The sequence below is a fragment of the Paenactinomyces guangxiensis genome (assembly GCF_016055185.1).
GTDB classification, from domain to species: domain Bacteria; phylum Bacillota; class Bacilli; order Thermoactinomycetales; family Thermoactinomycetaceae; genus Paenactinomyces; species Paenactinomyces guangxiensis.
Genome location: NZ_JAECVR010000001.1, coordinates 217364 through 230271 on the forward strand (window position 1 = coordinate 217364; position 12908 = coordinate 230271).

A 12908-nucleotide genomic window follows, 5' to 3' on the forward strand; every position below is an offset into this window, starting at 1 on the left:
TTCATACCTAACATGCTTCTCTCTTGATCTTGAAACTTTACTGTGTAGTACCTGGATGCAACTTGAATGAAAACTTTCTGAAAGTCTGTAACCCTGCTTTCAATTTCAGCAGGAGACAACTTGCTCTTCGCTGGTACGATTCGAACGTTGTATTCTGTCATCGTCATATCACAGTCCTTTCTGCTATGGAGGAATATTATTTCCGCAGGAACAATAAATCATTCAATCTCTTTGGATCATAAAATAAAAATCTGCCTATTTGCATGGCAGATCCATCTTAATTGGTAATTTTCAAATGTGGCCTCTCATTCTTCGAATCGTTCACCTACCCCATTATGACTTGAATTGTCGGCGATGTTTCCACTGAAGATACTGGTAACGGATAAAACACCCGATACAAAATCCCATGATGGCAACAAGTGAAGCAGTTGCTACCATAATCGAAAATATATATCCTACTATGGGAAAACCGAAGAAAAATCCAAAACTCCCAAGTCCCAGACAGATAACAGAGATCCATTGGTTAAACCGTTGTTGGTCTCCGTCTTCTTTTGCATAGGAAGACAAGGGCTTTTTTAAAAAAGGCCGGGTCAGCGAAAAGATCGGATTTTGTTTAAATAATAAGCTGTACACTCCAACCAGCAGAGGGATCAACAAGATGGCGGGAAGGCTCAGTAAGAGGGCCGCAGTCACGGAAAGCACGGTAAACCATTGATTGGCACGTACATAGGGAACAGGGATCTCTTTCAAATCGAACACCCTTTCTTGATGTAAAGATTTTTTAATATATTTTCGGAATTATCACACCACCCGTGAACCAGCTTATTCTTACGATTCCTGCCCATTTTTATTAAATGACTATTTTTTAATATTGATTAATATGTAAAATATTTAATATTTTAATTAAAGTTAATTCTATTGAAATTTTGTTATTCCTTTATTAAATTATTGTACATCAAAAATAGTAGTTTGAGTAGTTATTCATTTTTTGGAAAGTAAGTCAATATGACTACATCACAACTTAGGAATAAATGATCCTGTAACCATTTAGGGAGCAGGCTTTTTCGGGGAGTGATTGTTATGAGCGACCGACCGGGAGGAAGAAAAAGCGAGGGGCTTCTTTTTGTCAAACCAAAATAAAAACGACCCGTAATGCGGTCGTTTTTATTTTGGCGGGGCCATTAAGCATTTAAAGCGTTCAGCTTTTTGACAAGACGGGACTTTTTGCGGGCAGCTGCGTTTTTATGGATAAGGCCTTTGGTTACAGCTTTGTCTAAGCTGCGGGTTGCTTCTTTCAACAATTCACTTGCCCGTTCTTTATCTTGTTGGTCAACAGCCACCAGGAACTTTTTCAAAGTCGTACGCATGGCGGATTTTTGAGCCGCATTGTGGGCACGACGAGCTTCGTTGGTTTTGGCGCGTTTGATTGCGGATTTAATATTAGCCAAAAATTTCACCTCCCGGATCATGCTACGCATTCCATATATGCAACACGCAATATTCTAGCATGTGGACTTGTAAAAAGCAATAACGGGAGGCCGAGAATAAATAAAACAGGTGAATGTAAAAATACTGCTAAGCGATGGAGTGGAAGGGGGAAAACAATGAGTCAAAATCAAGTTGATCTGAGCGGATATTCCATTCGTACCGACCTGGCGCGGGAAGCCCACGACATGGCGGTTCAACAGCGTGGCGACGGAAGTTCGATCCCTGGAGTGCGGATCGATGAAAGAACAGAAAACGGCATTACCACCAGCTGGATTTGGATCGATGATGAGACGGGGGCAAGGGAGATGGGGAAAGTACCTGGTACATATATGACCTTAGAGGTTCCTGCTCTCCGTTCTCAGGACTCGATGCTGGAACAACAGGTGGCAACTCATTTTGCCAATCAATTTAACCGCTTTCTCGAAGAAGTGGGGATTGGAATCAATGACAGTGTGATGTTAGTAGGGCTTGGTAACTGGAATGTGACTCCTGATTCGTTTGGTCCGTTAGTCATCAAAAATGCTCTTATCACCAGACATCTGTTTACACTTGCACCGGAGCAAGTTTCTGAAGGTTACCGGTCCGCGTGTGCCATTTCACCCGGGGTTCTGGGAATAACCGGAATTGAAACAACTGAAATTGTGCATGGAGTTGTCGAAAAGGCACAGCCGGATTTTGTCATCGCCTTTGATTCTTTGGCATCCCGGGCCTTGTCGAGAGTGAACACAACGATTCAAGTAGCTGATACGGGAATCAACCCCGGTTCGGGAGTAGGCAATAAGCGCAAAGCCTTGACGAAGGAGACCCTGGGTGTACCCGTCATTGCGATTGGAGTTCCCATCGTTATGATATTACAGGTGTGGAAACCAATGACTTGTTTAAAAAGATTGCCCGAACTTTCCCTACTCCCTTCAAAAAACAACTCTCGCTTAAAGTGGGTTAACGAACAGCAGGGATGGAGCACAAGCTCTGTCCCTTTTTTTATGGTTTATTGGTAGTGATGAAACGGTTGGTGTCATGATATGTACCCTCTAAGAGCTGCAAACTTTGGTTCTAAGGCACGAATACTCTGCTGTTAGTCAATCTGTGAACATTAAACAAGCTTAGAATAATAAGTATTTGAGAGTATGGAAATATATGGATAAATAAATGATTGCAAAAAGGTAAATTAGGGGTGCAGTTGAAAATTTGAAGCAGATAGTTGGGAAGTCACGGCAATTTCACCTGCAGTGACTTCCCTTCCGATGCAACTCTCCTTTTTCATCGTTAACCAATCTTCACCTGCTCTTTCGATTCCTCAGCCATTAACTTCCTTACCGTTGGGCTAGTCTCTACCTCTTTTTCGTTTTTGAACGTTCCCATTAGATGATCAATAGCCGGGTTGGTTACGCCATACCAGTAATGCTCACTTTTAAAGTGATGCAAGAGATGATATTTTTTCAGCTTTCTGCCCCATGACGTAAATGGTTTAACAGGGCGGTGGGCCACATAATGTTTCCATTCATAGTAAAGATGATAGGCAATCCCGCCGGTTAAAAAGCCCACCGTCAGAGATATATCTTTCGTTATGAAAAAGGCGATAATCCCGACCGCGATAAACTGGGGCCCCGTGTACCAGAGGGGCAGAAAAAGCAGTTTGAGATTATTGGGGTCTTCATGGTGATCATAATGCAGGCGCTTTAACAACTGAAGCAGAAATTGATTTTTGGGCGGTTTGAGATGAAAGATAAAGCGGTGAGTGAGGTATTCACTGATGGCAAACAACAGTGCTCCCAGTGCAAGGGCTAACCAGGTCCAGCCACGATCAGACCAGGTCAGCGTAGTCGATATTCCCGCAAAGAAAACGAGACACATTATAAAAATATCGGGAAAAAAGAGAAACTCCTTTAAATACTTGGACATCTGACTTCTTCCCTCTCTATGGTGTACTTATATCGTTATTGTATCAAATTTTCGGAAAATAATATATGACCCATCAGTCAAAATCGCTGCCAATGTGAGTCTGGCATAAAAAAAGTGCCGCGACACTTGGCCATGGCACACTTCAAAACTGAAACGGCTTATATAACACCCATTGCTTCCTTCATTTTATGCAATGTATCCTCTGCCACCTGACTGGCTTTTTCCGCTCCTTGTTTCAGGATTTGCATCAATTCAGCAGATTTTCTAATCTCTTGATACTTTTGTTGAATCGGAGTGAGATGGTCGACCGTTACTTCAATCAAATCGTTCTTCAATGCCCCGTATCCTGATCCTGCATATTTTTCTTCCAACCTGGTAATCGGTGTATCAGTAAGCAGGCTATAGATGACCAGCAGATTGCTTACCCCCGGTTTGGTCTCCGGATCATAGCGGATCTCGTTTTCCGAGTCGGTAACCGCACGTTTCAGCTTTTTCTCAATCGTCTTGGGGTCATCTAAAAGGGAAATGTAGTTAAAAGCACTTTCCGCACTTTTGCTCATCTTTTTCTCCGGTTGATCCAATCCCATGATACGGGCACCCACTTTACCGATCATCGGCTCGGGGATGGTAAAAACCTCCCCATAGTCACGGTTAAATCGTTCAGCCAGTTCCCGGGTCAGCTCCAGGTGTTGTTTTTGGTCTTCGCCCACCGGAACACGGCTTGCCTGATAAAGCAAAATATCTGCCGCCTGAAGAACCGGATAGGTATAAAGCCCGGTTACGACTGAATCAGCTCCTTTGCTTTTTTCTTTGAATTGAACCATCCTGTTCAGCTCTCCCATGCGGGCGACACACTGTAACAACCATCCGGCCTCACTGTGGGCCCGAACCTGTGATTGAACAAAGAGTGTCACTTTGTCCGGGTCCAACCCGACCGCCAGATACAATGCCGCCAGTTCTAACGTTTTTTCACGCAGTTCTGCCGGGTCGCGCGGTATGGTCAAGGCATGCAGATTAACCACACAGAAATAACAGTCAGCTTGATGCTGCAACTCCACAAATTGTTTAATTGCACCGAGATAGTTGCCCAGATGGACATTTCCTGTCGGTTGAACTCCTGAAAGTACGCGTTCCATTCCTGATTACACTCCTTTTTTGATAATAAAAAACCCGCCCCAAAAAGGGACGAGTTGCTCGCGGTACCACCCTGATTCGTCAGCTTCGTAAAGCCAGACGCACTCCATGAAGATAACGGATTCACCGGCTTAATCCTACTGAGGCCTTCTGTTCGGATCGCAGCTCCAGAGCCCATTCACACAGCCTTCTGTTTGGCTTGCACCACCCGCCAACTCTCTGGACAGCTCCACTATGCTACTCTTCTCTTTCATCGCTTCGCTGTTTGATTTCGTTATGTTGCAATCGTACACCAATCAATGATTATGAGGTATTTTGCCCCAATTTTATACAGATGTCAAGCACTGTTTATTTTATTTTTGTCATTCGCGGTTCATCCCATGTCCCCATCATCGCGGCCCCCGGGATAATCATCTCCCTGGGCGGATTTTCCTGCCAGTGCATCAATCGCCGTGGCATCCCCTAAATCGGCAGCCTCCCGCAACCACTTCTCTCCCTCTTGCTGATTTTTCTTTAACCCGTCTCCGTTTAACAAGCGGATTCCCAACTCGCAGGCGGCTGCGGCATCCCCGGCATTCACCGCCTTCCGCAGCCAATTTTCTCCATCTGTTTGGTTTTTTGGGATTCCGCGCCCATCCAGCAGGCGGGATGCCAACTCACTCATGGCTTTGACATATCCGGCAGCAGCAGCTCTTCGTAACCACCGTCTTCCTTCCTGCGGGCTGGCAGTCAGCCCGTTTCCATCCAGCAAGCGCAGACCTAACTTATACATCGAATGTTCATACCCCAGTTGTGCGGCTTTTCTTAACCACTTCTCCCCCTCTTCTTGATCACGGGGCAGCCCTTTTCCATCCAAGAGACGTTGCCCCAGTTCATCAATGGCATACGGATAATTGGCCGCTACGGCATTTCTCAGCCACTCTTCCCCTTTTTCTCTGTCCCGGGACAAGCCATTTCCGTCGAGGTAACGCTCTCCCAACTCACTCATTGCATTGACATATCCGGCTATTGCCGCTCTCTTTAGCCAGCGCTCCCCTTCAACCACATTTTGTGTTAATCGGCTCCATCTAACAGCCGGGACCCAAGCATAAACATGGAATGGTTGAATCCCGCCTCGGCAGCTTCCCTTAACAATCTTTCCCCTTCTTTCAAATCCTCCGGCAATCCTTTTCCATCCAGCAACCGTTGTCCCAGTTCATCCATTGCGGGATAATAACCTGCCTGAACTGCTTTCTTCAGCCACTTTTCCCCTTCCGCTACATTCACAGGCAAAATATTTCCGTCCAGCAGACGCCCGCCCAAATTGGTCATCGCCCGGTTGTGTCCTTCTTTTGCTGCTCTCCTTAACCATCTTTCTCCTTCCTCTATATCCTGTTCCAAACCGGCGCCGTCAAGCAAACGGATTCCCAAATTGCACATGGCGGGTTTATGCCCGGCCATGGCTGCCTTTCTCAGTAAATGTTCCCCTTCCCGTGTATTTTTTTCGATTCCGTATCCGTCCAACAGGTAGGAACTATATAAATTCTCGGCACTATAATATCCCGCCTCGGCCGAAAGTTTTAAGCATTTCATGCCGCTCGGTGTAATCGCTCCTTTTTCATTGAGCGAGAAAATGGCAATTTCGTATAACGTAGCAATCTTATTTTTTTCCCACAGCTTAGTAGGAAGTGTCTCGGCAATTTTACAACATTTCCCGTCCTGGCCCATATGGAAATCGGTCCAGAAAAACAGAAACCTGGCAATGGTCTCAATCGGGATATCATCGTATTCGGAAAGCCACTCCACAATCGAGCGTAAGGCACTCCTGCGGTCATGGCGGCTGTAATAATGGTTCCGCACAAAGTCGGCAAAGGCATTCAAGCGCAACTTAACCCGGTTTAAATCCAATCCCTGCAACTGGTAGCCCACATGCTTTTTTAATTTAAAGTGCAGTTCCGGCTGGCGTAAACGTAAACCGAAATGTTCCAGGTATACTTGGATGCTTGCTAAATCAAGAGGTGCTACCGGTTCAAAGATTGACAGCAGCAAAAGCGTTTCACTTAAAACCCTTCTGTCCTCTTCTGTTACATTGGTATCATGCCATTTGTCTGCCTGCCACCGGTAAATATCATCATTATCAATATTTACATGTTTGGAATTCCACTGTTTTTCTCTCACTTCTCTCGCAGCCTCTGCTACCCTTAAGGGCCAGCCATTACTCGCTTCCCAGACTCTGTCGTTAAATTGCTTGGCTTCCTCATTGATTTCCTCAACTTTTGTGACCAGCGGAATTTCGGAGCGGTCAAAAAGCGGGATGATCAACTCAGTCACTCGCAAGTGATCTTTTAACCAGGCTTCAACCGGAGTATTTCTTCTCACTGTCAATAACACCTTCGCTCCCACAGGTAAAGTTTTGGGTAAAAATGACAACCCCGATCCACTGGAGCTGATCTCATCGAGTGCATCAATGATTAAAATAACTTGTCCACGCTCAGCGACAACATGATCCAGCGCTTGATAAAGCACTCGGTTATATAGCTGCATCATTTCTTTTGTCTCTGTCCGAAAAACATTATTTGACCGGTGTTTTAAGCCGGATTGTCTTCGCAAATATTGTTTGGAGCTCAAAGGAGAATTCAGTCCGGAATCATCTTGTTCTGACAGACCTTCCAACTCTTCATGAGAAACTTTGTTAATAATTAATGTATTTGCCTGCGCAACAATCGACCCCACAATTTCGTGAGGCAGATTAGATTGTTTGCCAAAATGAAGGAGGCATCCGGGTAACCAGGGAGCCAACCGGCGAACATTTCTTTTCTGTGATCCCTGCGGGACCATCTGTTTTACCAATTCTTCAGTAATCTTGCTGCAGATCGCCGATTTCCCGGAACCCTCGCCTCCGGAAAGCAGCAGATACTCCCCGGTCGTATGGGAATGAAACACAGCCAATTTCTCAAGAAGATTTTGAATCAGCTTGTCCCGCGCGCCAAAATACTCCAGATGACCGTTTCTCTCACTGGCAATCTGTTTAATTAATGTGACTAAACCGGGATCACGGGATAAGTCTGAGGTAATTAAACCATGTAAACTTTTGTTGATCTCATCGAAATGCTTGTATAAAGGGGATACAATTGCGGCTAAAATAGCAGGTATTAATTCTCTTTGAAATTTTGTATGAAGCTTGGATGGAAGGTGGGTGACGGGGTTGCGTACCGTTTTGGCGATAAAAATAAGCTGCCGGATTCCGTCATCAATACTTTCATATTGTTCCTCACTTAAAAACAACTCTTTTCTCGGAAGCAATTCAAGCAATCCAATCACACGGGGCAGGTTATAGTTCTTTTGATCCTTCCAATTTTGCCAGGACTCCGGGAAGGTGACGCGGTGAATCGCTTTCAGCCAAACCTCTATCTTCCGCAACAGATCCTCGGGCTGAACCCCGCTGTCCATGGTAAACTGCAGCAGTGAATCGGCAAAATCCTAAACATAATAGAACTGGTTATCCCCTTTTAATGCTTCAATCAAGCGGTCCCCGAGGATTAACACCTCATCAAATTTTTTTACAATCCCTTTATATTCCTGACTGTGGCTAAAATCATCCAGAACATGTTTCTCAAAAAATGACTTACTTGCTTGAAAGGGTAGTTTCACATCTTTCATCGACACCCCTCCCGCCATCTGTTCTTTAAAGAGCCAAAACTGATGCTCCTGTTTTCTTTCTGTTCCGCAACAACCCTATGCAGGGTTACAAATCAGTCTGGGGGAGACGTATGTTCTTTATAAATAATATTATCCAAATTCTAAATATTTTAAACTTATTTTTATCAGAACAAGCCGTTAAATTTTCTGTCATTTATTGGTATAAGCAATTCCTTTCTGGCAAATGATAGTCATGACTCAACAGGTTTTTGCCATTTTTAAGTAAAAATCGGTCATATGTTATTTACAAACTAAAAAAATTGTGCTAGCTTTTTTCTAGATTAGGAGGTGAAAACCTGCTATTTCTTAACATGGAGATATCCTTCTGTGTTAAAAGTTGCAGGACGGCCTATGGGGCACGTTTTACCAGTCAACATGCACGTGCTTACATCACTTATTTTACTCTTGATGGCTTCCTTGATCATCTTCTTCCGCTTGCGTGCGACTAAAAAACCGACATCAGTTAAGAAAATTATCTTGCCTCCGTTGGGGATGAGTACAGGATTTTTGATGTTTTTGTATCCGCCCACACATATTCCACTAAGCTGGGCAATCATTGCTTTTCTGGCAGGAGCGGTCTTTCTCTCCATTCCTCTTATTCAGACATCAAAGTTCCAGGTGATTGACAATCAAATCTATTTAAAGCGTTCACGCGCTTTTATTGTTATTCTGATCGCTCTACTGATCATCCGCCTTTCACTGCATACCTATATTGAGCAACATATCAGCATTTTCCAGACAGCCGGGCTATTTTTCATTCTCGCTTTCGGTATGCTGCTCCCATGGCGGCTGGCGATGTACTACCAATATAAGCAAATCGAAAAAAAGCGGCTTCGCGAACCGGTGCAGTCTTGAGACAAGGCGCCCTCCGCCCCGGCGACGGAGGGTTTCAATCTTCTATTTCCCTGCCTGTTTCCTCAGAATAAACTTATATTCCATGGCGGCGCAAGAGAGCGGCCGACACTCCTTATCCCGCTTATTTTGACGCTGTTGAACCACCGTTGTAAATCATGCTGCTGCTACAGGATGGACTGTTCTCTTTTAAGATGGCTTCCTTCGCTCCAACAGCTTTGGCCGTCTCCAAAGCTTCATGTGCTCCGCGGATCAATGCCTCTGTCACGTCATTTTCCTGATTGTCGATTCTCTTGTTTTTCCGTCCAGTACCTCATCCCCGTCCCCTCCGACAATCTACGCCGGGTTTCTGGGTGTTGATAATCCTCCTAACTGTTCGGGACATACAGCCACTGCTTCCCCTTTCTTTACAAGTTCCTGAATTTGTTCGATCTGTTTGATCATACCGGCAGCAGACACCGGCAAAAAAGGCGCTGACCATTTTCTTCACCATCGTTCCCTTTACGTCATATGCAGGATATCACAAAGCAAGTTTATAGTGAAAGTTGTGAACTCGGCAGAAGCTCTACTCGAATAAGCCTGAACTTGTTACAATGGAAGTAATAACATTATTTTTTTGCTAATTATGTAACCGTTTTACTAGAGGAGAGTGTTCCCAGTGTCAGAAAAGGTTGTTGTGGTGGGTGGAGGATTAGCAGGCTTAAGTGCTGCTGCCCGGCTCGCCCATTACGGGTACGAAGTGACCCTGCTCGAGAAAGCTCCCAAACTCGGCGGACGGGCCATCACGATTCCGCTGAAGGGCTTTAATTTTAACTTTGGCGCACATGCGATCTATGCACGCGATAAATCTGTTTTGCGTAAATTTGAAAGTGAGATCCATCTCCATGTGGATTGGAAAGACTTTTCGGCTTCCAAGGCTTTTTACGATATGGGTTCTTATACCACTCCCATGCCGGCAACCCTGGAAGGCCTCTATCGAACCAAGATCCTGGATTCACAAAACAAACTGCGCTTTGCCTACGAGGTTTTTAAAACAATGGCTTCCATTGAGCGCGGAGAAGACGGTGTACCCATCGGAGAGTATTTGCAAAAAGAACCGGAACAAGTCAGAGATCTGCTGTTAACGGTTGCCTCGTCTAACTTTTTTACCAATGAACCTGAAAAAATCCCTTCACCGCTCTTTTTCGAATATTACAAGCGCCTCTTCTCCACCCATCGGGCCGTGTCTTATATCGGCGGGGGCTGGCAGGCGATTGTAAATTCATTTGCCGAAATTATTGAGAAAAATGGCGGCAAAATTGTACCGAAAGAAAAAGTAACCGGGCTGGATTGGAACGGGAACCGAATCACTGCCGTTCACGGGAAAGAACAAACTTATGAGGCAGATACTTTTATTTTCTGTATTCCGCCTAAAGAGTTGTGCAATCTGTTCAGCGATACACCGCAACAGAAATATTTTGATGAATATAGCCGCTATGCCGCCACCCAGGTAGTGGTCTATGACGTAGGGCTTAAAGAACGGATTGCCAGCCCGTTTACGTATGTCTATCAAAAGGCGCAGCGCGTCTTTATTACGGATATCTCTTACTATGATACCACCTGTGTCCCCGAGGGCGGACAGTTAATGCAAGCAGTTGCCTATCTGAATGAAGAAGAGATCGCCAATGGTAAAGCGGACGAAAAAATAGGCATTATCGAAACTGTTTACGACAAACATTTCCCTGGCTGGCGTGATCGCCTCGTCGCCAAACGCGTCTCCAAAAAGGCAACAGTCCAGGAAATCAAGTGCATTGACGATCAGCGCCTGATGCCGGTCAAATTTTACAGCCTGCCCAATGCTTACTTTGCCGGTGACTGGTGTCAAGGCGAGGGGCAGCTCTCTGAACTCTCCTTCAGTTCTGCTTATGAAGTGACCAGCCGGATCATCAAACACCCCATCGAAGAAGCTTAATTAAAAAAGCAACCAGCGGAATCAACTGCTGGTTGCTTTTTGCTATGTCATCAACATAACCACAATCGCTCCAAGCACCGTCATCACCACGGAAACGGAAGCAAACACGAGTGAAAAAAGCATCTTGTCATAAGCATAGGCTTTTAGCTGCTCCGGTGTTTTTTCATCAAGGCGGCGGGCATGGAACCGCAGGTTCATATTCCCGATATAAATCAAGGCGAGTGGAATCACGACCAGATACCAGACCGGCATTCCCTCCATAAACAGTTTATTTCCATCCTGCATAACCGCCTGGACAAAGAAAAAGACACTGAGCGCGACCAGCAGAATCGAACTGGAAGTATAGTAACGCCGCCAGTTGCTCCCCAGCTTATCCATCTCATATTGAAACAGTTCTTTCATGCCGGGTAGATAGAACAGCAACGGGTTAGGACGTTTCATGATCTGCAAACTGAGCGGCGGAATGAGAAAGATCAGCCCCAACACAGTGTAAACCACCGGGGCGGCAGCCTGAAAAGCGATCAAGGCAAATACGATCAACAGATTGACAAGAAACAGCAGATTTGTATAAAGCAACTGTTTCCGGCGCAGTGTGCGTAACCGGCTTTCTTCCATAAACAACCTCCTAATACAAATACAGCTATTTTTTACTGTTTCCCAGAGGAAAACCGTCATTCGTCAAATGTTGTATATCTCCCTGATCAGAGCAGTCAAGGGATTTTGTTGCTTCGTTTGAACCGGGTCATCAAAAATCTTAACATATTTTTGCGCTAATGCTTGATCCAGTTGTTGCAAACGTCGTAACATCCCGCTGCCGGTTTCGCTGCTTCAACTCTTTCACATGAACCAATTCTATTTTGAGACTGCACGTTTTTGTCCGGGGTCGGCTACTTTTACAAGCTGTTTTCCAATGTTCTCCCCGCTGAACAATCCCAGGAAGGCTTTTACTGTATTTTCAAACCCCTCAATAATATTTTCCCTGAATTTACATTGACCTTGTGCCACCCATTGCGTCAGCTGGGAGATCCCCTCATCAAAGCGATCTGCATAATCGGAGACAATAAAGCCTTTCATCAATGCACTGGTAATCAGCAGTTGGGGTTGAATACGCGGACCGATGTCCGGTTTTTCCAGGTTATACAGGGAGATCTGCCCGCATAACGGAATACGGGCTTTATGATTTAACAGGGATATGACCGCATCTGAAATATCGCCGCCCACATTGTCAAAATAAATATCTACGCCCTTTGGGCAAGCATCAGCCAGGGCCTTCTTTATATCAGGGGTGGTTTTATAGTTAATGGCTGCATCAAATCCCAATTCATTGACCAGATAGTTGTTTTTTTCGTCAGAGCCGGCAATGCCTACCACCCGGCATCCTTTTATTTTGGCTATTTGTCCGACAACCGAACCAACAGCACCGGCCGCTCCGGATACAACCACGGTTTCCCCCGCTTTTGGCTGACCGATATCCAGCAACCCGAAATAGGCGGTAAGACCCGGCATGCCCAAAATTCCGAGAGCAGTTGTAACGGGTGCGATATCCGGATTTATTTTTCTTACTTGGTTACTCCCAGTAACAGAGTATTTCTGCCAGCCCAGATTGCCCAGCACTATGTCGCCTTCTTTCAGGTCTGCTGCTTTGGATTGAACCACTTCGCCGACAACGCCGCCGGTAATCACTTCGTTTAGCTGATAAGGGGGAACATACGATTTGCGATCGTTCATTCTGCCGCGCATATATGGATCGACAGACAGGTACAGTGTCCGAATGAGAACCGCCCCTTCTTCCGGTTGGGGAACAGGTTTGTCAACCATTTTAAAATCTTCTTCTGTTGGCATTCCTTTTGGTCTCTTGACCAGGAGAATTTGCTGGTTTTTTTCTTCAGTCATGTTGATTCGC

14 protein-coding genes and 1 other annotated feature are annotated in these 12908 nt (G+C 45.2%); of the genes, 3 read left to right on the forward strand and 11 right to left on the reverse strand.

The features are described 5' to 3' along the window. Positions 1–333: 333 nt before the first annotated feature. Positions 334–759, reverse strand: coding sequence for a DUF4395 domain-containing protein (locus tag I8U27_RS01135; RefSeq protein ID WP_181750326.1), 426 nt, complete (start codon positions 757–759; stop codon positions 334–336). 422 nt (positions 760–1181) lie between these two features. Continuing rightward, entirely contained in the window at positions 1182–1448 is a 267-nt protein-coding gene (rpsT, locus tag I8U27_RS01140) for a 30S ribosomal protein S20 (RefSeq protein WP_181750325.1), read from the reverse strand. Between the two features lie 156 nt (positions 1449–1604). On the opposite strand from rpsT, the gene gpr reads away from it, so the two are divergent. Next, positions 1605–2486, forward strand: a complete 882-nt coding sequence (gene gpr / locus I8U27_RS01145; protein WP_181750324.1) for a GPR endopeptidase — start codon at positions 1605–1607, stop codon at positions 2484–2486. A gap of 268 nt (positions 2487–2754) precedes the next feature. On the opposite strand, the gene I8U27_RS01150 is transcribed toward gpr, so the two are convergent. The 5 genes from I8U27_RS01150 to I8U27_RS01170 form a co-directional block, all read right to left on the reverse strand. Continuing rightward, positions 2755–3390, reverse strand: coding sequence for a sterol desaturase family protein (locus tag I8U27_RS01150; RefSeq protein WP_181750323.1), 636 nt, complete (start codon positions 3388–3390; stop codon positions 2755–2757). Between the two features lie 158 nt (positions 3391–3548). After that, positions 3549–4526 (reverse strand): tryptophan--tRNA ligase, encoded by a 978-nt coding sequence (gene trpS / locus I8U27_RS01155; RefSeq protein WP_181750322.1) that lies wholly within the window; start codon positions 4524–4526, stop codon positions 3549–3551. 42 nt (positions 4527–4568) lie between these two features. Beyond that, positions 4569–4787 (reverse strand) — a binding site (T-box leader). 110 nt (positions 4788–4897) lie between these two features. Beyond that, positions 4898–5569 (reverse strand): tetratricopeptide repeat protein, encoded by a 672-nt coding sequence (locus tag I8U27_RS01160; protein WP_181750321.1) that lies wholly within the window; start codon positions 5567–5569, stop codon positions 4898–4900. A gap of 8 nt (positions 5570–5577) precedes the next feature. Then, the gene (locus I8U27_RS01165) at positions 5578–7953 is read right to left on the reverse strand and encodes a tetratricopeptide repeat protein (RefSeq protein WP_181750320.1); all 2376 of its coding nucleotides are present in this window, start codon (positions 7951–7953) and stop codon (positions 5578–5580) included. Between the two features lie 30 nt (positions 7954–7983). Further along, complete coding sequence (locus tag I8U27_RS01170; protein ID WP_181750319.1) at positions 7984–8163, reverse strand: hypothetical protein; 180 nt, start codon at positions 8161–8163, stop codon at positions 7984–7986. 366 nt (positions 8164–8529) lie between these two features. Here I8U27_RS01170 and I8U27_RS01175 point away from each other — a divergent pair, with 366 nt between their 5' ends. Then, positions 8530–9057 (forward strand): CcdC family protein, encoded by a 528-nt coding sequence (locus I8U27_RS01175; RefSeq protein ID WP_309506077.1) that lies wholly within the window; start codon positions 8530–8532, stop codon positions 9055–9057. A gap of 121 nt (positions 9058–9178) precedes the next feature. On the opposite strand, the gene I8U27_RS21235 is transcribed toward I8U27_RS01175, so the two are convergent. After that, positions 9179–9322, reverse strand: a complete 144-nt coding sequence (locus tag I8U27_RS21235; protein WP_374057896.1) for a DUF523 domain-containing protein — start codon at positions 9320–9322, stop codon at positions 9179–9181. Positions 9323–9712: 390 nt separating this feature from the next. Between I8U27_RS21235 and I8U27_RS01185 the strand changes: the two genes are divergently transcribed. Further along, the gene (locus tag I8U27_RS01185; RefSeq protein WP_181750318.1) at positions 9713–11005 is read left to right on the forward strand and encodes a phytoene desaturase family protein; all 1293 of its coding nucleotides are present in this window, start codon (positions 9713–9715) and stop codon (positions 11003–11005) included. A gap of 42 nt (positions 11006–11047) precedes the next feature. On the opposite strand, the gene I8U27_RS01190 is transcribed toward I8U27_RS01185, so the two are convergent. The 3 genes from I8U27_RS01190 to I8U27_RS01195 all read right to left on the reverse strand — a co-directional run bounded on the left by I8U27_RS01190 (position 11048) and on the right by I8U27_RS01195 (position 12898). Further along, the gene (locus tag I8U27_RS01190) at positions 11048–11620 is read right to left on the reverse strand and encodes a hypothetical protein (protein ID WP_181750317.1); all 573 of its coding nucleotides are present in this window, start codon (positions 11618–11620) and stop codon (positions 11048–11050) included. A gap of 63 nt (positions 11621–11683) precedes the next feature. Then, on the reverse strand, positions 11684–11812 hold the full coding sequence (locus tag I8U27_RS20895) for a hypothetical protein (protein ID WP_258567723.1): 129 nt from the start codon (positions 11810–11812) through the stop codon (positions 11684–11686). Between the two features lie 45 nt (positions 11813–11857). Further along, entirely contained in the window at positions 11858–12898 is a 1041-nt protein-coding gene (locus tag I8U27_RS01195) for an NADP-dependent oxidoreductase (RefSeq protein WP_181750316.1), read from the reverse strand. Between the last annotated feature and the right edge of the window lie 10 nt (positions 12899–12908).

Excerpts from the sequence above, each read along its gene's own strand:
- I8U27_RS01190 (WP_181750317.1), bottom strand. The coding sequence starts at position 11,620 with ATGGAAGAAAGCCGGTTACGCACACTGCGCCGGAAACAGTTGCTTTAT.
- trpS (WP_181750322.1), bottom strand. The coding sequence starts at position 4,526 with ATGGAACGCGTACTTTCAGGAGTTCAACCGACAGGAAATGTCCATCTG.
- I8U27_RS01165 (WP_181750320.1), bottom strand. The coding sequence starts at position 7,953 with ATGGACAGCGGGGTTCAGCCCGAGGATCTGTTGCGGAAGATAGAGGTT.
- gpr (WP_181750324.1), top strand. The coding sequence starts at position 1,605 with ATGAGTCAAAATCAAGTTGATCTGAGCGGATATTCCATTCGTACCGAC.
- I8U27_RS20895 (WP_258567723.1), bottom strand. The coding sequence starts at position 11,812 with ATGTTACGACGTTTGCAACAACTGGATCAAGCATTAGCGCAAAAATAT.
- I8U27_RS01150 (WP_181750323.1), bottom strand. The coding sequence starts at position 3,390 with ATGTCCAAGTATTTAAAGGAGTTTCTCTTTTTTCCCGATATTTTTATA.
- I8U27_RS01170 (WP_181750319.1), bottom strand. The coding sequence starts at position 8,163 with ATGAAAGATGTGAAACTACCCTTTCAAGCAAGTAAGTCATTTTTTGAG.
- I8U27_RS01195 (WP_181750316.1), bottom strand. The coding sequence starts at position 12,898 with ATGACTGAAGAAAAAAACCAGCAAATTCTCCTGGTCAAGAGACCAAAA.